General features: G+C 38.1%; 21 protein-coding genes. 2 read left to right on the plus strand and 19 right to left on the minus strand.

What is annotated here, in order from left to right; genetic code table 11:
* Nucleotides 1–79: 79 nt before the first annotated feature.
* Entirely contained in the window at nt 80–715 is a 636-nt protein-coding gene (locus tag ACZ5XR_RS20200; protein ID WP_464498206.1) for an MBL fold metallo-hydrolase, read from the minus strand.
* Nucleotides 716–923: 208 nt separating this feature from the next.
* Between ACZ5XR_RS20200 and ACZ5XR_RS20205 the strand changes: the two genes are divergently transcribed.
* A complete protein-coding gene (locus ACZ5XR_RS20205; protein WP_464498207.1) occupies nt 924–1,103 on the plus strand; it encodes a DUF2759 domain-containing protein in 180 nt (59 codons plus the stop codon).
* 45 nt (nt 1,104–1,148) lie between these two features.
* Here the strand turns inward: ACZ5XR_RS20205 and ACZ5XR_RS20210 are convergent, their stop codons facing one another.
* From ACZ5XR_RS20210 to ACZ5XR_RS20230, 5 genes are all read right to left on the minus strand, one after another.
* On the minus strand, nt 1,149–1,475 hold the full coding sequence (locus ACZ5XR_RS20210; RefSeq protein ID WP_464498209.1) for an MTH1187 family thiamine-binding protein: 327 nt from the start codon (nt 1,473–1,475) through the stop codon (nt 1,149–1,151).
* An 88-nt stretch (nt 1,476–1,563) separates the two neighbouring features.
* On the minus strand, nt 1,564–2,691 hold the full coding sequence (locus ACZ5XR_RS20215) for a YqgU-like beta propeller domain-containing protein (RefSeq protein ID WP_464502389.1): 1,128 nt from the start codon (nt 2,689–2,691) through the stop codon (nt 1,564–1,566).
* Between the two features lie 137 nt (nt 2,692–2,828).
* On the minus strand, nt 2,829–4,016 hold the full coding sequence (locus ACZ5XR_RS20220) for a M14 family metallopeptidase (RefSeq protein WP_464498210.1): 1,188 nt from the start codon (nt 4,014–4,016) through the stop codon (nt 2,829–2,831).
* A gap of 69 nt (nt 4,017–4,085) precedes the next feature.
* Nucleotides 4,086–5,072, minus strand: a complete 987-nt coding sequence (locus ACZ5XR_RS20225) for an ROK family glucokinase (RefSeq protein ID WP_464498212.1) — start codon at nt 5,070–5,072, stop codon at nt 4,086–4,088.
* Nucleotides 5,073–5,086: 14 nt separating this feature from the next.
* A complete protein-coding gene (locus ACZ5XR_RS20230; protein WP_464498213.1) occupies nt 5,087–5,299 on the minus strand; it encodes a YqgQ family protein in 213 nt (70 codons plus the stop codon).
* Between the two features lie 167 nt (nt 5,300–5,466).
* On the opposite strand from ACZ5XR_RS20230, the gene ACZ5XR_RS20235 reads away from it, so the two are divergent.
* Nucleotides 5,467–6,330 (plus strand): hypothetical protein, encoded by an 864-nt coding sequence (locus ACZ5XR_RS20235; RefSeq protein WP_464498214.1) that lies wholly within the window; start codon nt 5,467–5,469, stop codon nt 6,328–6,330.
* Here the strand turns inward: ACZ5XR_RS20235 and ACZ5XR_RS20240 are convergent.
* The 13 genes from ACZ5XR_RS20240 to ACZ5XR_RS20300 all read right to left on the minus strand — a co-directional run bounded on the left by ACZ5XR_RS20240 (nt 6,293) and on the right by ACZ5XR_RS20300 (nt 17,027).
* Nucleotides 6,293–7,732, minus strand: a complete 1,440-nt coding sequence (locus tag ACZ5XR_RS20240; RefSeq protein ID WP_464498215.1) for a rhomboid family intramembrane serine protease — start codon at nt 7,730–7,732, stop codon at nt 6,293–6,295. The genes ACZ5XR_RS20235 and ACZ5XR_RS20240 overlap by 38 nt on opposite strands.
* 146 nt (nt 7,733–7,878) lie before the next feature.
* Nucleotides 7,879–8,073 (minus strand): hypothetical protein, encoded by a 195-nt coding sequence (locus ACZ5XR_RS20245; protein WP_464498216.1) that lies wholly within the window; start codon nt 8,071–8,073, stop codon nt 7,879–7,881.
* A 62-nt stretch (nt 8,074–8,135) separates the two neighbouring features.
* Nucleotides 8,136–9,089, minus strand: coding sequence for an L-lactate dehydrogenase (locus ACZ5XR_RS20250; RefSeq protein ID WP_464498217.1), 954 nt, complete (start codon nt 9,087–9,089; stop codon nt 8,136–8,138).
* A gap of 219 nt (nt 9,090–9,308) precedes the next feature.
* Nucleotides 9,309–10,097 carry a DUF92 domain-containing protein gene (locus ACZ5XR_RS20255; protein ID WP_464498219.1) on the minus strand — a complete coding sequence of 263 codons (789 nt, stop codon included), beginning with the start codon at nt 10,095–10,097 and terminating at the stop codon, nt 9,309–9,311.
* Nucleotides 10,094–10,660, minus strand: coding sequence for a 5-formyltetrahydrofolate cyclo-ligase (locus ACZ5XR_RS20260; protein WP_464498220.1), 567 nt, complete (start codon nt 10,658–10,660; stop codon nt 10,094–10,096). The genes ACZ5XR_RS20255 and ACZ5XR_RS20260 overlap by 4 nt, the downstream gene beginning before the upstream one ends.
* A gap of 57 nt (nt 10,661–10,717) precedes the next feature.
* Nucleotides 10,718–10,867: a 50S ribosomal protein L33 gene (gene rpmG, locus ACZ5XR_RS20265; protein ID WP_071395755.1), complete on the minus strand. Its 150-nt coding sequence runs from the start codon at nt 10,865–10,867 to the stop codon at nt 10,718–10,720.
* 54 nt (nt 10,868–10,921) lie between these two features.
* Nucleotides 10,922–11,545, minus strand: coding sequence for a hypothetical protein (locus tag ACZ5XR_RS20270; protein WP_464498222.1), 624 nt, complete (start codon nt 11,543–11,545; stop codon nt 10,922–10,924).
* Nucleotides 11,546–11,933: 388 nt separating this feature from the next.
* The gene (phoU, locus tag ACZ5XR_RS20275) at nt 11,934–12,593 is read right to left on the minus strand and encodes a phosphate signaling complex protein PhoU (RefSeq protein ID WP_464498223.1); all 660 of its coding nucleotides are present in this window, start codon (nt 12,591–12,593) and stop codon (nt 11,934–11,936) included.
* A gap of 9 nt (nt 12,594–12,602) precedes the next feature.
* Entirely contained in the window at nt 12,603–13,376 is a 774-nt protein-coding gene (gene pstB, locus ACZ5XR_RS20280) for a phosphate ABC transporter ATP-binding protein PstB (protein ID WP_464498225.1), read from the minus strand.
* A gap of 14 nt (nt 13,377–13,390) precedes the next feature.
* Entirely contained in the window at nt 13,391–14,152 is a 762-nt protein-coding gene (gene pstB, locus ACZ5XR_RS20285; RefSeq protein ID WP_464502390.1) for a phosphate ABC transporter ATP-binding protein PstB, read from the minus strand.
* A 78-nt stretch (nt 14,153–14,230) separates the two neighbouring features.
* Nucleotides 14,231–15,118 (minus strand): phosphate ABC transporter permease PstA, encoded by an 888-nt coding sequence (gene pstA / locus ACZ5XR_RS20290; RefSeq protein WP_464498227.1) that lies wholly within the window; start codon nt 15,116–15,118, stop codon nt 14,231–14,233.
* Entirely contained in the window at nt 15,118–16,038 is a 921-nt protein-coding gene (gene pstC, locus ACZ5XR_RS20295; protein ID WP_464498228.1) for a phosphate ABC transporter permease subunit PstC, read from the minus strand. Before pstC ends, pstA begins: the two co-directional genes overlap by 1 nt.
* 83 nt (nt 16,039–16,121) lie before the next feature.
* A complete protein-coding gene (locus ACZ5XR_RS20300; RefSeq protein ID WP_464498229.1) occupies nt 16,122–17,027 on the minus strand; it encodes a phosphate ABC transporter substrate-binding protein in 906 nt (301 codons plus the stop codon).
* Nucleotides 17,028–17,128 lie beyond the last annotated feature (101 nt).

Genomic DNA, 17,128 nt, shown 5'->3' on the forward strand with positions numbered 1-17,128 from the left:
TATATCCCCTCCCATTATAAGAATAGAACATCCCCAAGAAAAACCCCTCTCAAATAGAGAGAGGTTTTTCTTTTTTTGATTAAAATCCATTTAAAAATGGATTGCTGTCCATTTCTTCTCCAATAGTTGTAATTGGGCCATGTCCCGGCAATACTTCTGTCTCTTCTGGCAAGAATAACAATTTTTCATGAATGCTTTTTAGCAGCTGGGATTGATTTCCTCTTGGAAGGTCTGTCCGTCCAATACTGCTTTGAAATAATGCATCTCCTGATACCACAAAGTGATCCTTCTGAAAATAATAAGAAACACTCCCCGGTGAATGACCTGGTGTTTCATACACGTAAAATTCAAAATCGCCAATTTTTATTGTTTCTTCCTTTTTTAATAGATGCTCCGCTTTTTTCACACAAACGGCATTTTTCACCTGAAAAAATTGAGAACCATTTAGTTTTGGATTTGTTAGCCAATCTTCTTCCTCTTCATGAACATAAACAGGAATTTGATATTGATCCCTAATTTCATCAACTGCGCCAATATGGTCGAAATGCGCATGTGTCAAGAAAATGGCAATTGGCTTTAGGCTTCTTTTAGTAAGCCAGTTGATTAGTTTTTTTCCTTCACTGCCCGGGTCAAAAATGATACAAGACTGATCAGAACTTTCTACTATGTAACAATTCGTTTGTAAAACACCTAACGGAATTTGTGACCATTTCATTAGAGTACCTCCATTTAAAAATAACAATACTATTATTGTACATTATAATAAAATATAGGGAAAATGAAACAATATTGACGTTTTTTCGCCCTCGACAAATAATTGAAAAAAATATAAAATAGGTAACAAATGTATATAATATTTCTACATAATACTTTTCATAATAGGCATTTGCCTGATATTTAACTTTAAAAAGGGGGCTTAATAAATGGGATTAGAAATTATTTTTTTCTTAGTAACCATTCTCGCTGGTATCGGTGGATTTAGAGCACTTAAGGATAAAAATTTCTTAGGTGCATTTTGGGGCGTGGCTGCATTCTGCGTTTTTGGCTGGTTTGTCATCATGACCGTTATTCACAATGGAGTGCCAGTCGGTGAAGCACACTAATCGCAAGATAGCTCCTCAAAAAAGACTGCCCAACGGCAGTCTTTTTTATTGAATCTCCCCGTCCTTTAAAAGGTTTGTTACTCTTTCTACTTTATACTCCATGCTCCTTTTAACATCCCTGCGGTCATCTATTCGAATCGAAGTGGCGACTCTGTGAATGCCTTCTGAAAATGGAGCCTCATGCATTGCTTGAATAACATCGAATAAAACGGGCAATTCTCCTTCGATAATCGTATTCATCGGCGTTAATTGATAATGTATTTTTCCATCCTCAGCAAATTTCTGCAGTATTTTTTGAACACCTGCAACATATTTACTCACACTTGGTGTTTCCGTTCCAATTGGTATAACCGTTACATCCACTATAGCCATTTATCATTCACCTTTCTCCTGTTATTGCACCACACCTGCGATTTTACCATACAAAGCCAAACATGAAAAAAGAATGACATTTGCAAGGTCATTCTTTCACTAGTTTGAATATTTTTTTCTTTTTTAAATCGATCAATTTTTCGAGACTGTTTCCATACAAGCAGGCTTCTCCTTGAGGCGAACATAGCAGCGGTTGATTTTCCATTCCCTTTAGGATTAAGTCCTTTTTTCCCTTTTGAATATCAATGGTTAGGAGGTCAAAACCTTCCGTATAAGAATCCTCCTCCGTACTTTCAAGCGGTATGAAGGTAAGGAACTGATAGTTGCTTTCAATAAAATCATTAAAAGGGACTACCAAATCTGAATAATTTGTCAACTGGGGTATGGAAAAAGAATAAAAGGGCTTTAATGATTGATCAAAAAAGGTATAGGTGGATTTTGTCTTTTCTTGCTTATCTGTCTTAATAGTCATGAGCCCATTTTGAAAAGCTGAAAAATGAAAAACCGCCTTAGCGACCGTTTTTTCTTGTTTATGATCTACCGTCATAAAAATTAATGGGGCAAATGGTGATAGATTTTGCTGTTTCCATTTTAGATAGGCAACAGATCCTTTATCCACCCACTTAAGAAAAGGCTGAGGGATAGAAATCTCGGTAATTTTTGTTTTGTTAAGGTCTATTAATAAATTCTTAAAGGACCAATCTTCATTAAAATTAGTGACAAGAATTTTTGACTCATCATACGGATTCCATTCAAATTCCAACTCATGCGCTTTGATAGATTGCTGCCAAATTTTAGTCCCCTTTCTATCAATAATCTGAATGAAACCATTATCGGACGTAGGGGCTGATTGGATCAAAATATATTTTTTAGATGGGCTGATAGTAACATTAACAATCGGTGAAGCGCTTTTTTCTATTAATTCACTTTTACCGGTTAATAAATGATAAATATAGACATTTGAGGATTGTTTCATATTGGTGATGTAAAGAACCTCGTCCTCACTAAGCCATCCCGCCGATTTGAAAAATTCTCCTTTTGGAATTGAAATGGGTACTTTCCAATCATTTGTTGAAATGGCTTCAGGAGGCTTTTTTTTCTCACTTTTTGAAGAAGATTTTGTCTTTGCAGGATTATGACCTGTACAGGCACATAGAATGAGGGGCAAAATGATCAATCCTAGGCAAAAAAATCTAAGTAATTTCCGTTTTTCCATTTCAATCAACTTTAACCCCCTTCTTTTTGCTTATGTTAATTAGACCGTGAATGACCGCGAAATGTTTCAGCAAAATAGTTAAATGGAAAAAAGCCGGGTAACCGGCTTTTCATGCACACCTTCTGTAATTTATAAATCTATAGTTGCATGGCAGCGACAAAAATTCCTTCTGTTCTTTTATAAATATCATTGAACATTGAAAGTGGTAGCGGATTGATCCCCCTACCAAGCTCAATCGTAAAACCAGGACGTTTAAACTCCTGAATAAACCAGTCCTTGAACCCGGCATGACTATCAACGTAGCGAATAGCTTGATAACCGCTGACCCGTTCAAATTCTTTTGCAATGACTTCTGCTTCAGGTGGTTCATATCCTTCATATCCCCAATAGAATTCCTCCCCTTGGGTATGGAAGGCGACAATACAATCAAATGGGTGTTGTTTCATTAACTCTGCCATTGCGATAGCCTCAGGCTCCGTTAATGGCTCATCTCCAGGATAATCTCTCGGAGCTGGTGATTTTGGCAGCTTGCGCTGTTTTTCAATTTCCCATTTTGCCGGGAACTGATTATTCAAATCGACTCCCCTTATATTTGCTTTCCAATGAATAAAATCCTCCTGATTCTCATTTATTTTGATCGTCATCTCTTTTTGTTCTGGAGGCGGGCCGTATAACACAAGATTGACCCCATCCGGGTTGACCATTGGGACTAAGGATAACTCAACATTCTGATACATTTTCATACTATCAACTCCTCTTAGAGGAGTACCATTCGTAAGGGCTAACAAATAATTATTCAACAAATGAAGGAGGACAAGTGTTGTAATCCATTCATTTGCATGGAAGGACGCATTCATATGAATTTTTTTTGCCCCCCTGCCCACTTTTATTTCCAGTATTGGGTTTTCTAACACACTGCTCCCTATCGATGAAACAGTGATAAAGGGATAGATTTGTTTTAAATAGCTGATCGCTTCTAAAAAAGATTTATATCCACATGGAATAGTGGTCGGCAAATAGGGAATCATGATTCTTTCCGGCAAGAGAATGGTTTCATTGCCAATTAATTGTTCAAAGTTTATGGATGGATTTAACAGCTTTATCGCATCGATTGGAAGATTTCTCGAAGTGGCGAGGCTCGATAATGTTTCTCCGGACCTTATTGTATATTTAACTGATTGGAAACCCGGAATAGAAATTTTCTCTAATACTTGCAAATTTTCCGATGAAGCCTGTGGATTTGATTCAATAATAAGCTGGAGCGGAACCTTATATAATTGACTATAGTACCATAATGTATCTTCGGAACGAACTGTGACCTCCATTACAATCTCCTCCCATCAATAAAATCATATGAGAAAAAAGAGAGTTTAGAAAAGAAAAAAACCTGTTTATCACAGGTTCTTTTCAGATACAACTTTATTTTTGATTAACCATGCAGCGCCAATTACACCAGCATCATTGCCTAAGGTGGCTAAAGTTAGTTCAGTGGATTCTTTTACTGCAGAAAAAGCATATTGAGTAAATTGTTCTTTAACAGAGGTGAGTAAAATATCACCAGCTTTAGACACCCCGCCCCCAAGGACTATCTTTTTCGGATTTAAAGTATTGGCAATGTTCGCCAAAGCAAGCCCTAAATGAAAAGAGACTTCCTTCATTACATTACTTGCTAAGGGGTCACCATTTCTAGCTGAATCAAAGACATCTTTAGCCGTAATACTGCCGCTTTCCGTAAACCTTTCGAAGAGTTCACCTGCACTTTGGCCTTTTTTTAGCTCCTCTTTAGCTAAACGAACAATTCCCGTAGCTGAAGCAACTGTCTCAAGACAGCCGGATTTACCGCAATTACACGGGGCTCCTCCCTTTGCATTAGAGGTAATGTGGCCAATTTCGCCTCCTGCTCCGTTAACACCCGGTACAATATTTCCGGCAACAATGACACCACCGCCCACACCAGTACCAAGCGTAACACAGATAAGATTCTCTGCTCCTTCTCCTGCCCCCATCCACATTTCACCTAATGCGGCACAGTTTGCATCATTTTCAATTACAGCAGGCAGCAAGGTCTCCTTTTCCAGGCTGCTTTTCAAAGGGTAATGATCCTTCCATCCCAAGTTCACGACATTTATGATTTCTCCAGTTTCATAATTAACCGGTCCCGGTGCCCCCATCCCAATCCCAATTAATTTATCTTTCGTTTCACCCAGTGCCAAAAGTTTTTCATCTATTGCCCTGGCGATGTTTTTTGTAATATTTTGTCCCTCATTAGAATTATCTGTGTGAATTTCCCATTTTTGAATGATTTCCCCATTCATGCTTATAAATGCAAGCTTTGTCGTTGTACCCCCAAGGTCAACGCCCACAATCCATTTCTCTGCCAATTTTACTCACCCATTTATATTTTATTTTTATCTTTTTCTTTTTGAAATTGAATTTCATGCCTTAATATTAATAAAGCCGATTGATATTCTCTTGGTTCAATTAACTGTGACTGATAGAGCTCCTTTAATTCCATTTCCATTAACTCCAAGTCAGCAGCGCGATCTCCCAGGTAAATGATCGTTCCATACTGTTTTAAAAATTGTTGAATTTCATAAATTGTTTTCATTTCTATCCCCTTAAAATCAAAATTGGAGAAATCGTTATAAAAAAAGTATACCCTAAGCCTACAACACTCCTCAAGAGATATTAATCTAGTCATGTAAAACATGGTTTTCCCATATATATATGACAAAAACATTGGCATGTCCAGATGGCTGGGGAGAGATGAAAATATTGAAAAAAATACACTTTTTGCTTGCTATTTCCATTATGGTAATTATTGCGGCTGTTATTTATGAAACTGCTTTTCCAAAGGTTCAAGAAAGCATTACTTTTTTTCCAATCGACCCAAAAGTTACGTTTAATAAAGCGGAGACTTCTTTAACCAAGCTGGATAAACGTAATATAAAATGGGGCGTTGAATCTAAACTGGATCGAAAAGCTTATTTACGCCAGGATATCAGCTTATTATTTTCAAATGGCCGATTAATTGAAAGGCTGGGTGAATGGAAGCTTAACACAGACAATTTAAGACAAGAAAAAAGTGTAGACGTTCAAAATAATTCATTATTGCAAGCCATAAGTTTCCACCATGCAGAGCTTCATGAAAAAGGAAACCAAATTTTCAGTTCACAAGCCATGTCAAACAATTATTTATACACCGTTCCGTCTCTATCTCCCAACCAGGATGTTTTTCGAACACCCACTACTGCAAAAGAGCAGCAATGGAAGCAAGTGTTAGATGATAATACAAAAAGAATGCTTCAAATTAGCTGGAACAAAGGGTTACGGCACTTTTCCATTCCTCTGAATAATTATCAGGCATTTCCTTTAACTGAGATCGACTTAATACAATCAGAAGTTTTTTCCGGCTATAGCAAAAAAGAAACAGAAAGGATTATCGGGTCTTTGTGGGAAGGCTTATATAAGAACTATTTTCTAGGCATTAAAAAAGAAGATGGTACGATTGAAAATCCGATTGGCAGTACCATCCCCCTTATATTATTAGCTAAAGATAAAACTCATTTATTAGTCTTACTGGAATCTGCCAAAGGTGAACCTATTTTCCTCCGCCAGAGGATTGCAAATGTTGATTAATTTGTTTGACAAGATCAGAATATTGCTGATCATTTGGATTTAGATCAGCTGCTTTTTCTGCAAATTGTTTTGCTTGTTTGAGATTGTTTTCTTTTAAACTGATGATGGCCAGATTATAATAGGCTTCATGGAAATTTGGATTTAATTGTACCGCCTTTTGCAAATTTATTTTTGCCTCATCAATCTTGCCTTTTTGAAGTTCAGAATAAGAAAGAGTGAAATAGGCTTCTGGCGAATGAAAGCCATATGTGAGGCTTCCCCAAATTAATCCGATGGTGAGAAGCAAATAAACAGCCTGCAGGGCCAACTTTTTCTTATTTGGCACTTGGACTATCCCGGCAGCAAGAAAACCGCCTAATAAGCCACCTAAATGGCCAGCTGTATCAATGCCTGTTGCTGAAAAACTAAAAACAAGATTTATTATTAGCACGATGATGACATTTGTCCCCATTGTTCTGAAAAAGAGCCTTGGATAAATCGTACTAAATAAAAGCAATGCTCCAAAACATCCATAAATGGCACCGCTTGCTCCTGCCGAGATATTAGCACTGAAGATAAAACTGGCAATAAAACCAGCAACCCCAGCGAGCAAATAAATAAAAGCAAACCGGGCATTGCCATATATTCGTTCTACAGCAGTGCCGAGAAAATATAATGCCAAGGTATTCATAGCGAGATGCAGAAAACCAATGTGAAGGAAAATTGGCGTAATCAACCGCCACCATTCCCCTTCATATATTAGCAGGTTAGATTTGGCACCATATTTAATTAAAGTAGCATTATTCGTACTCCCGCCATGCAATTCAAGCCAGATAAAAACCACTACTTGAACCGCTATGAAAAGGTAAGTAAATAACGGCCTTCCATTCCCGAAAGCTTCTCTTTCCTTTTTTTTAGCATTCAGGGCAAATTCCAATGTTGATTTTTTCAGGAGTTCAACATCCTCGTCTGAATGTGGTTCCTCTACATCTATCGAAATATTTTGCCCCAAGATCTTTGATAGTTTTTCAAAAGAGGATTCATATTCCCCATTAGCGAATAATACTGAATGGACGGAGGTCTTATTCCCATCAGGATTTAGATAGGGTTTGGCAAGCCGGTCATCATATTCATCTACCGGAGGGTACTGGCTTATATAAATGTTTAAAACGTTTAAATCATTACGGTTGACTTGTTTGCGAACATTTTCTCCATTTGCCGATGTAAATTCAATATCCCTTTGCATGGCATTGCTCCAATTTAAATCCTGCATGAATAATCGAACAATGGGGGCATGTTTATTTTCCAGCTTTTCAAGCCAGAGTTCCTTTTGATTTTCAAATAATTGAATAATCCGGTATCGCTGTACCGTAATAAAAAATGAAGCCAGCCTCCAAAAGATATAATCCTCTCTATTAGTCAATTTCCCCCCTGCTTTCTATCCGTATTATTATATTCACTTAGAAACGTTTTTCATTTGTCCTGATTCCTTCTATTATAAACGAAAGAATTCAATACTTTAACTAATTGACTATTGGTCTCTGCAAATAAAAAAACCATCTGTGGTTTTCACCATTCAGATGGTCTTCCAAAAACAGATTGCATCATTTTTCTTTTTACACCTGGAAAGCTCATGATTGAGCCCACTGCGATACGCCTCAGCCAGCTTGAACCGAGCATAAGGTTAATAATCTTGTATCGATAGCGGAACCCAAAATATCCAATTGAACCAATTACAAAAATCGATGACAATATACGAGACATAAGATATCCCTCCTATCGATATTTTGCGAAGAAAGGATTATTTTTATCCCATAAACAAAAAGTTAATTATTTTTAAAGACTGGTTCCATTGTTTTCTTTAATACAGAAACAGAATGCGAGAATTTCTCTCTTTCATCTTCACTTAATTCAAATTCTACTATTTCTCTTATTCCATTTCGATTTACCACAGCCGGCACCCCAATATAAACGTCATATTGTCCATATTCGCCATTTAGGTAGGAAGAAACGGTCAGAACGGAATTTTCATTTCTTAAAATGGCAGTCGTTAATCTGACAAGCCCCATCGCGATTCCATAATAGGTTGCTCCTTTTTTCTCGATGATATGGTAGGCAGCATCCCGGACATTTAAAAAAAGGTTATTGAGGTCATCTTGATTAAATCCCTTTTTATTTTTTGTCCATTCTGAAATGGATGTCCCGGCAATATCAGCATGGCTCCAAACAGGCAGTTCCGTATCGCCATGCTCACCAATTATATAGGCATGAACATTACGAGCATCCACATTAAAATAATCCCCAAGCAAATACCGGAATCTCGCGGTATCCAAGATCGTTCCGGAGCCGATGACTCTTTCTTTAGGCAATCCGGAAAATTTCCATACCGCATAGGTTAGAATGTCAACAGGGTTTGTTGCTACAATTATAATCCCATCAAATCCACTTGCCATGACTTCATCGACAATACCTTTAAAGATCCTCGTGTTTTTTTCAACAAGATCAAGCCTGGTTTCACCAGGCTTTTGATTGGCTCCTGCCGTGATTACTACAACGTCAGCCTTTCCACAATCCTCATAGCTTCCAAACCAAATTTTCGTATGGGATGGGGCAAACGGCAGCCCATGATTTAAATCCATGGCATCCCCTTCTGCCTTATCCTTATTTAAATCAATGATGACAAGTTCTTCGGTAATTCCTTGATTCAATAGGGCAAAGGCATAACTGGAACCAACAAAACCAGCGCCAATAAGCGCCACTCGATTTACACGGTTTTGCATCCTAAAACCTCCCAGGTCTATTAAAGATTTATTTTATTGACTGTGTTAAAGGTGATTGTTGATTTTTTCAACTGTTGATTGGAGTAGAGGGTGCTCGACTCCTGCGGGATGAAGAGGTCACGGGAGACCCCGCAGGCGCTTATGCGCCGAGGAGGCTCCCGGACCTCCCCGCGGAAAGCAAGCACCCGGAGCGGAAATCAACAACCAATTTTAACAGCGCTATTTTATTAAATAAACCATAACCAGCGCGGCCAATGCAGCCAAGAGTCCGGATAGAAAATTAACCATATCATTATCAACAAAACGATAGCCTTTTATTCTGTGCGTAGGCATTTGACAGTGAAACCTTTTCTCAGTTTCAATACCACATTTTTTACAAATATATACCTGTTGATAAAAAGCACCGAAAAGTGTGTCAATCATATTACCCAGAAAGCCAAACAAAAAAATAATGAAACAATCAAATATTGTTATTTGAAAAAGCCAATAACAGAGTAATGAAATAAGGAAAGAGCCTAAAATAGCAGCGCCGGTGCCTAGTAAACTAACGGCTCCGGAAGTCCCTTTTTCCATTGGACGCAATGTCCGGATGGAAATGGGTTTCCGTTTACTTAATGTACCAATTTCCGATGCCCATGTATCAGAATTTGCACTGGCAATGCTGACAGCAAAAGCAATCTGCCAATAGAGGTTATCATGAAAAAAATGAATAAGGCCAAAAATGGCAGCTGTACCGCCATTAGCAGCTACCTGCCGCCAATCTCTTGTAGACCCCTTGGCTAATTTTTCTTCAACCATGTTTTTTTCAATGTTTTTGAATTTGGAACATAAGCTAGAGGAAACAAAGAATACCCCTAGCAGAAAAAGCCCATTTACGCCAATGCCGATATTTACAGCCAAGCCCACAATTAACGCGGCAAAAGCACCATTTGCTGATAGAGCTTTTAGTTTGTATCCCAAAAAGCATGTCAAAATGATTACTGCAAGAATGATGATGGTCTCGGTCATGTGATTGTGATGACCTCTTCGTTAGTAATAATTTTAGCTACCTTCCTATCATGTTCTTCCATTTGAAATTGGTCGACTACTTGACAAGTAAAAGCAAGAGAAAGGGTTTTACCTAAAAAGCGTGATAAATAACGGTCGTAATATCCGCCGCCAAAGCCAATTCGATACCCTTCCCGTGAATAAATCAGCCCAGGGACAATTAACAGGTCAATTTGATCATGACTCATTTCGATTGTTGATTCCACTATAGGCTCTAATAATCCATAATACACGGACTCCAGCTGAGAAAAGTCTGTTAGTGTTCGAAATGACATGGCCTTATCTTTTGGAAAACATTTTGGAACAACGATCTGTTTCCCTAATTCCCAGGCTTTTCTGATAATCCGATATGTATCCACTTCCGGAAACTTTGAGATGGTCACCCCAATAACCTTCGCATGCTTCCAATCCTGATCTTCAAAAAGCCGATTGGCAATTTCAACCGAATCATTCTCATAGATGGTTTTGGGCAGCTGCGAGAGCCTTTCAATCATTTGTTTCCTAAGGGATTTTTTCCCATTCATTCCAGATTCCTCCTCCAACTTTTTGCAACAAAAAAAGCAGCAGGGAGCCCCTACTGCTTATTTTGTTTCACGGTGTGCTGTTGTACGCTTTTCTCTTGGGCAATATTTCTTAAGCTCAAGACGATCTGGGTTATTACGTTTATTTTTTTTAGAAATATAATTACGATCTCCACACTCAGTGCAAGCTAATGTAATATTTACACGCATGTTATTTCCCTCCAAACCATTAAGCTAGTTCGTTCATACGACTTTTCTATAATATCATTTTTCTGAAGGAAATGCTAGTGTGTTTTTTAAAAGTGCCTGTTCCAGGGAAATTACTTCGTTTTTACTTGTTCCACTGATTGTCCAAGTGATTATTTTTTTTGTCTCCCGAGGCTCGAGTATCGTTTTCATTGCAAAAATACTAACTGCCGGGCCTTTTGCCATTGGCTGATAGAGAAGGTTTCCTTTTTGAAGAGAACTCCATATCTGATCAATATAAATTCTCCAATACGGTTGGATGGTACTTTCTGGAATCCCCATACCCTCTATCCCGCCGTTTACTAAGAATATATGTTTACCTGCAATATGGAATATTCGATTTTCTTTTGGTGTCACAAATGTAAACTGCTCTTGGCTGACATTTGTATAGTGGTGTTGAGCCAAGAATTTAATTTCTTTTTTTTGATTACTGTGATTGCTGATATAAACGCTGGATAAATTTATTTTGGAATGAATATGTTCATGCTTTACTTTAACGACCAACTTTTCCTCATTAATAATCTTTTCATTGCTGTGCTGCATCCAATAAACCTTCCCATTAGACCAAATTCCTGGAATAGATTCAATCAGTTCCAATGGCGAACGTCCAGTTTCTTTCATTTTGATAATTTCTTCAATCATGTCTTCCTCCAATCTGCAAATTAATATTATATGCTTAAAATTTACAAATAGTTCTAATTTTTATAATTTAATCGTAACACCAGATAGGATGCCGCACAATAAACGCAAATTGTCGATATCTGATTCCTTATGTAAAAATAAGGCTCTGATAAACTTGGATGTTGATTTCCGCTCCTGGCGCTCGCTTTCCGCTGGGCGTGCGGTGAGCCTCCTCGGCGCTAAAGCACCTGTGGGGTCTCACCTGTCCCGCTGCTCCCGCAGGAGTCGAGCGCCCTCCGCTCCAATCAACGGTTGTTAAAAATCAATATTCGCCTTTAACACAGCTAAAAATAAAAAAGATATGGCATGCATTTTTATGAGCCATATCTTTTTTGCGTTATTCAATTTCTTAAGCATTCAAATCATATCGTTTTCCGGTAACAAGGAAAATAACATTTTCAGCAATATTTGTGGTATGGTCAGCTAGTCTTTCAATATATCTGGCAACAAACGCTAATTGAGTAATTTGATTGATGCTGGATGGATACATTTGAATATAGCCCATTAATTCCCGAATTAATTTCCCATACATTTGATCTACTTGGTCATCTTTTGCAGCAGTTTGACGTGCCAGATCGATATCTTCAGATATAAAAGCTGTTAAGGATTCAGAAAGCATACCTAAAGCCATTTCCAACATATTAGGAATATCAATAATTTCTTTAATATGCTTTTCATTTCCTATATGGATTGTAGATTTCGCAATATTTACAGCTAAATCACCAATTCGCTCAACTTCTGATGACACCTTTAATGCAACAATAATTCTTCTAAGATCTGTTGCCACCGGTGATTCTTTTGCAATTAGCACGATTGCCTTTGTATTAATCTCATGCTCCAATTCATCAATCCTGTCATCGGCATTAATGATTTCTTCTGCTTTTTCAAGGTCTTGGTTAATTAAAGCATTCATGGCCTCTTTAATTGCATTTTCTGATTTTCGTGACATTTGTAAAAGCATTTCTTTTAATTGTGATAATTCATGATCAAAATTTGCTCTAGTACTCATTTCATCACCTCATCCGAATCTTCCAGTAATATAGCCTTCAGTACGCTCATCTTTAGGACGGGAAAAAATTTTAGAGGTTGAATCCAACTCAATTAATTCCCCCATCAAAAAGAAAGCTGTTTTATCCGATACCCTGGATGCTTGCTGCATATTGTGAGTAACAATCACTATTGTATATTTTTCTTTCAGTTCTAATATTAATTCCTCGATTTTCAAGGTAGAAATCGGGTCAAGTGCTGATGTTGGTTCATCCATTAATAGGACATCCGGCTTTGTAGCGAGTGCTCTGGCGATACACAGCCTTTGCTGCTGCCCGCCGGATAACCCCATAGCAGGTGCATGCAAGCGATCCTTAACCTCATCCCAAAGCGCCACATCCATTAATGATTTTGTTACAATCTCTTCAAGATGGACCTTTCTTTTTATCCCATGAACCCTTGGTCCATAAGCCACATTATCAAAGATGGATTGGGGAAAGGGATTACCCTTTTGAAACACCATACCAACATTTTTCCGTAGCTCCACCAGATCATGTTTTTCGTTTAATATATTTTTGCCGTTATAATTAATCTCACCGGTCATTCTTACATTAGGAACATAATCAATCATTAAATTTAAAGTTTTAATGAATGTGGACTTACCACATCCAGATGGTCCAATTATTGCTGTGACCTCTCTTTTATTAATAGGAAAATTTATGCCTTTTAGAGCATGATGCTCACCATACCAAAGATTTAAATCATTTATTTGAAAAGCTTGTTTGTGTACCGCTATCGTGGACATAAAATTGCCTCCCCTTATCCAAACCGCCCCGAGATGTATTCTTCCGTCTTTTTCACAGAAGGATTGGTAAAAATGGTTTCTGTTAAATCATATTCAATCAAATCACCACTGAAAAAGAAGGCTGTTTTATCTGATATACGTGATGCCTGCTGCATATTATGGGTGACAATAATGATGGAATAATCCTTTTTCAAATCAACAATCAAGTCCTCCACTTTAGCATTAGAGATTGGATCCAATGCAGAAGATGGTTCATCCAGCAGCATGACGGTCGGTTTCATGGCAATCGTTCTTGCAATACATAAACGCTGCTGTTGTCCGCCTGAAAGAGATAGGGCCGATTTGTGCAGCCTGTCCTTCACTTCATCCCATAAGGCTGCTTTTCGCAGACTTTCTTCAACAATCTGATCAAGCTGGCTTTTCTTTCTTAAGCCATTAAACTTTAATGCATGGGTGATATTTCCATAAATGGATTTTGGAAATGGATTGGGCTTTTGAAAAACCATGCCAATTTCTTTTCTTAATGCCACCACGTTTATTTTCTCAGACAGAATATTTAAATCCTCATATATAATTTCACCTTCAGCTCTTGCACCGGGAATCAAATCGTTCATTCGGTTAATACTTCGTAAAAAGGTAGATTTCCCGCATCCCGAAGGGCCGATTAGAGCTGTAACGGAATTTTTTTCAATCTCCATGGAAATGCCATTTACCGCACGTTTTTCTCCGTAGAAAATTTCTAAATTATTTACCTTTAATATATTTTCTTTTTTCATTTGGCTATTTTCATTAACAGATTGTTTTGCAGTATCATTTTCCATCACTGCTGTAAGCATATAAACTCACCCGATCCTTTATTTAGTCGCCGTTACTTTTTTGTGAATTAAACTTCCAATCCACCTTGCCAAAAGATTAAATATTAAAACCGAAATCACTAAAACAGCTGCCGATCCAGCTGCAACTGCATCTGCATCCGGAATTAAACTTTGCGTGTTAACAGACCAAATATGAACGGCAAGTGTTTCGGCTGGACGAAAAATATTTAATGGCGAAGTGCCTGAAAATGGATTCCAATCCGTATAATCTAGTCTCGGCGTTGAAAGTCCCGCAGTAAATAGAAGAGCTGCCGCTTCCCCGAACACACGGCCGGAAGCTAGAATGGCTCCAGTGAGAATGGACGGAAAGGCACTAGGTAATAACACTGTTTTAATGGTGTGCCAATGGGTTATACCCAGAGCAAGACTGGCTTCCTTTTGATCCCGAGGTACATTCCGAATGGCATCCTCGCTTACCCTTACTAAGACGGGAAGATTAAATACTGTTAGGGCAAGAGCACCTCCCAATATGGTGTATCCCCAGCCTGTTAACGTAACAAACATTAAGAGACCGAACATACCAATAACAATAGAAGGAAGCGATGCTAAAACTTCAATACAGGAACGAATGGTATTCGTCACTTTACCTGATTTGGCGTATTCGGCCATATAAATACCGCCGCCGATACCAAGTGGAACGGCAATAATCATGGTTATAATAAGAACATAAAACGAATTAAATAATTGATCGCGTATTCCGCCCCCAGCCATCATATTGCTTGATGGAGTCGTTAAAAATTTAAGGGAGATCTGTGATACACCATGAACTAATATAAAAGAAAATAGACCAACTAAAATAGCAATTATAACTAAAGCAATAAGGATAAATACCCCCGTTGCAATTCGATCGGCTGTTCTCGAATTCATTAAATCTTCCTCCTAGCTGAAAGATACCGAATTAAAAGAATAAAGGCGAATGACATAATGAGGAGAATTAATCCTAAAGACCATAAAATATTATTTTCTGGACTTCCAAATGTTGTATTGCCCATATTAAGCGTAATAATCGTCGTTAACGTAGCAGAAGCATCTGTGATACTGTGCGGCATGGTTTTAACATTTCCAATGACCATTTGAACAGCCAATGCTTCACCAAATGCTCTTGCCATTCCAAGGACAATGGCCGTCAATAGGTTAGGTAATGCAGCGGGAATTAATACTTTCCGAATCGTTTGCCAGCGGGTTGCACCTAATGCAAATGAACCTTCGCGAAGATTTTTCGGAATGGAGCTCATAGCATCTGTCGCAATGGTCGTAATGGTTGGCAAAATCATGATTGACAACACGATCATCCCTGATAACAAACTAAAACCTAGTCCTCCAAAATGCGTACGAATAAAGGGAACTAGCACTGTAAGTCCGATGAACCCATAAACAACTGAAGGAATTCCTACTAATAGTTCAATTACGGGCTGCAAAATTTTCCTGCCCCATGAAGGAGCGATTTCTGTCATAAAAATAGCTCCGCCAATACCAAGTGGAGCGGCAATTATTGCTGCAAGAAAAGTTACAGCAAAAGAACCAAAAATAAACGGTAATGCCCCGTAAAGAGGTTTCGCTTGATTTGTAGGATCCCAATGCTTACTGGTTAAGAATTCAATAAGACTTACACCGTCTTTAATAAATGATTGCAACCCTTTTGTCCCAAGGAAAATAGTGATAGCAATTGTTGCTGATATCATGATAATTGCACAAAAGAATACTATAATTTTTCCTCTTACTTCCCCGTTCAGCCAATTCTTTTCAGATTTCAGCAATCTTTCTTTTGCTGGCGCCAATTTTTCCATAAGAAATTTACACCCCTAAATTTACGTCCTAATAGGGTAAATGCAATTAGCATTTACCCTATATAGTTTTAAACCAATTTTGATTATTTATTTGTTACCTTACCTGTCGCATCACGTTGCACTTTCATTTGTGTGACAGGAATATAGCCTTGTTTAGTTACGATATTCGTTTGAACTTCATTACTCATCATATAGTCAAGGAATGCTTTCGCAATTGCATTTGGTTGACCTTTTGTATATGCGTGCTCATAAGCCCAAACTGGGAATTTACCAGTTGTTACATTTTCAGCGGTTGGCTGCACGCCATCAATTGAAAGTGGTGTCACCGTGTTATCTGTTAAATAGGAGAAGGCAAGGTAGCCGATTGCGCCTGGTGTTTGATTAATAATCTTTTTCACTGTGTTGGAAGAATCTTCTGTAATTCCTTCTGCCGGCGTTGCACCATCTAAAGCTAATTTATTGAATACTGCACGTGTACCTGAAGAATCAGGACGGTTTACAAGAGTGATTTTTTGATCTGGACCGCCAAGCTCTTTCCAGTTGGTAATTTTTCCAGTGAAAACCTTGATAAGGTCCGCTTTTTTAATATCTTTAATTCCCACTTTAGGGTTAACTGCTGCGGTAATGCCAACTACTGCCACTTTATGGTCAACTAACTGGCTTGCATCTACACCTTTTTCTTCAGCAAAAAGGTCAGAGTTACCAATTTGAACCGCGCCTTGTGCAACCTGTGATAGACCCGTACCAGATCCACCGCCATTAACTTGAATGCTTACTTTTGAATTCTTATTCATAAATTCTTCTGCAGCAGCGGACGCTAATGGCTGCAATGCAGTTGAACCGGAAATTACCAATGAACCAGAAAGACCTTGTGTTGTATTTGCAGTTTGATTTGATTTATTCGTTGATGTTCCGCCTCCACATGCCGCCATAACTACCATTAAAGCAGCAAGTATTGTAACAAGGCTTAATTTTTTAAAGCGTTTCATAGACTTAATTCCCCCTAAGGATTTTGTTTTGTTACTTGTCTTCCTTACATGCTTAAGAATATCGCCTAACTGTTAAGCTGGTTTTAATGGAATGTAAAGGT

Source organism: Neobacillus sp. Fa239 (assembly GCF_055395235.1).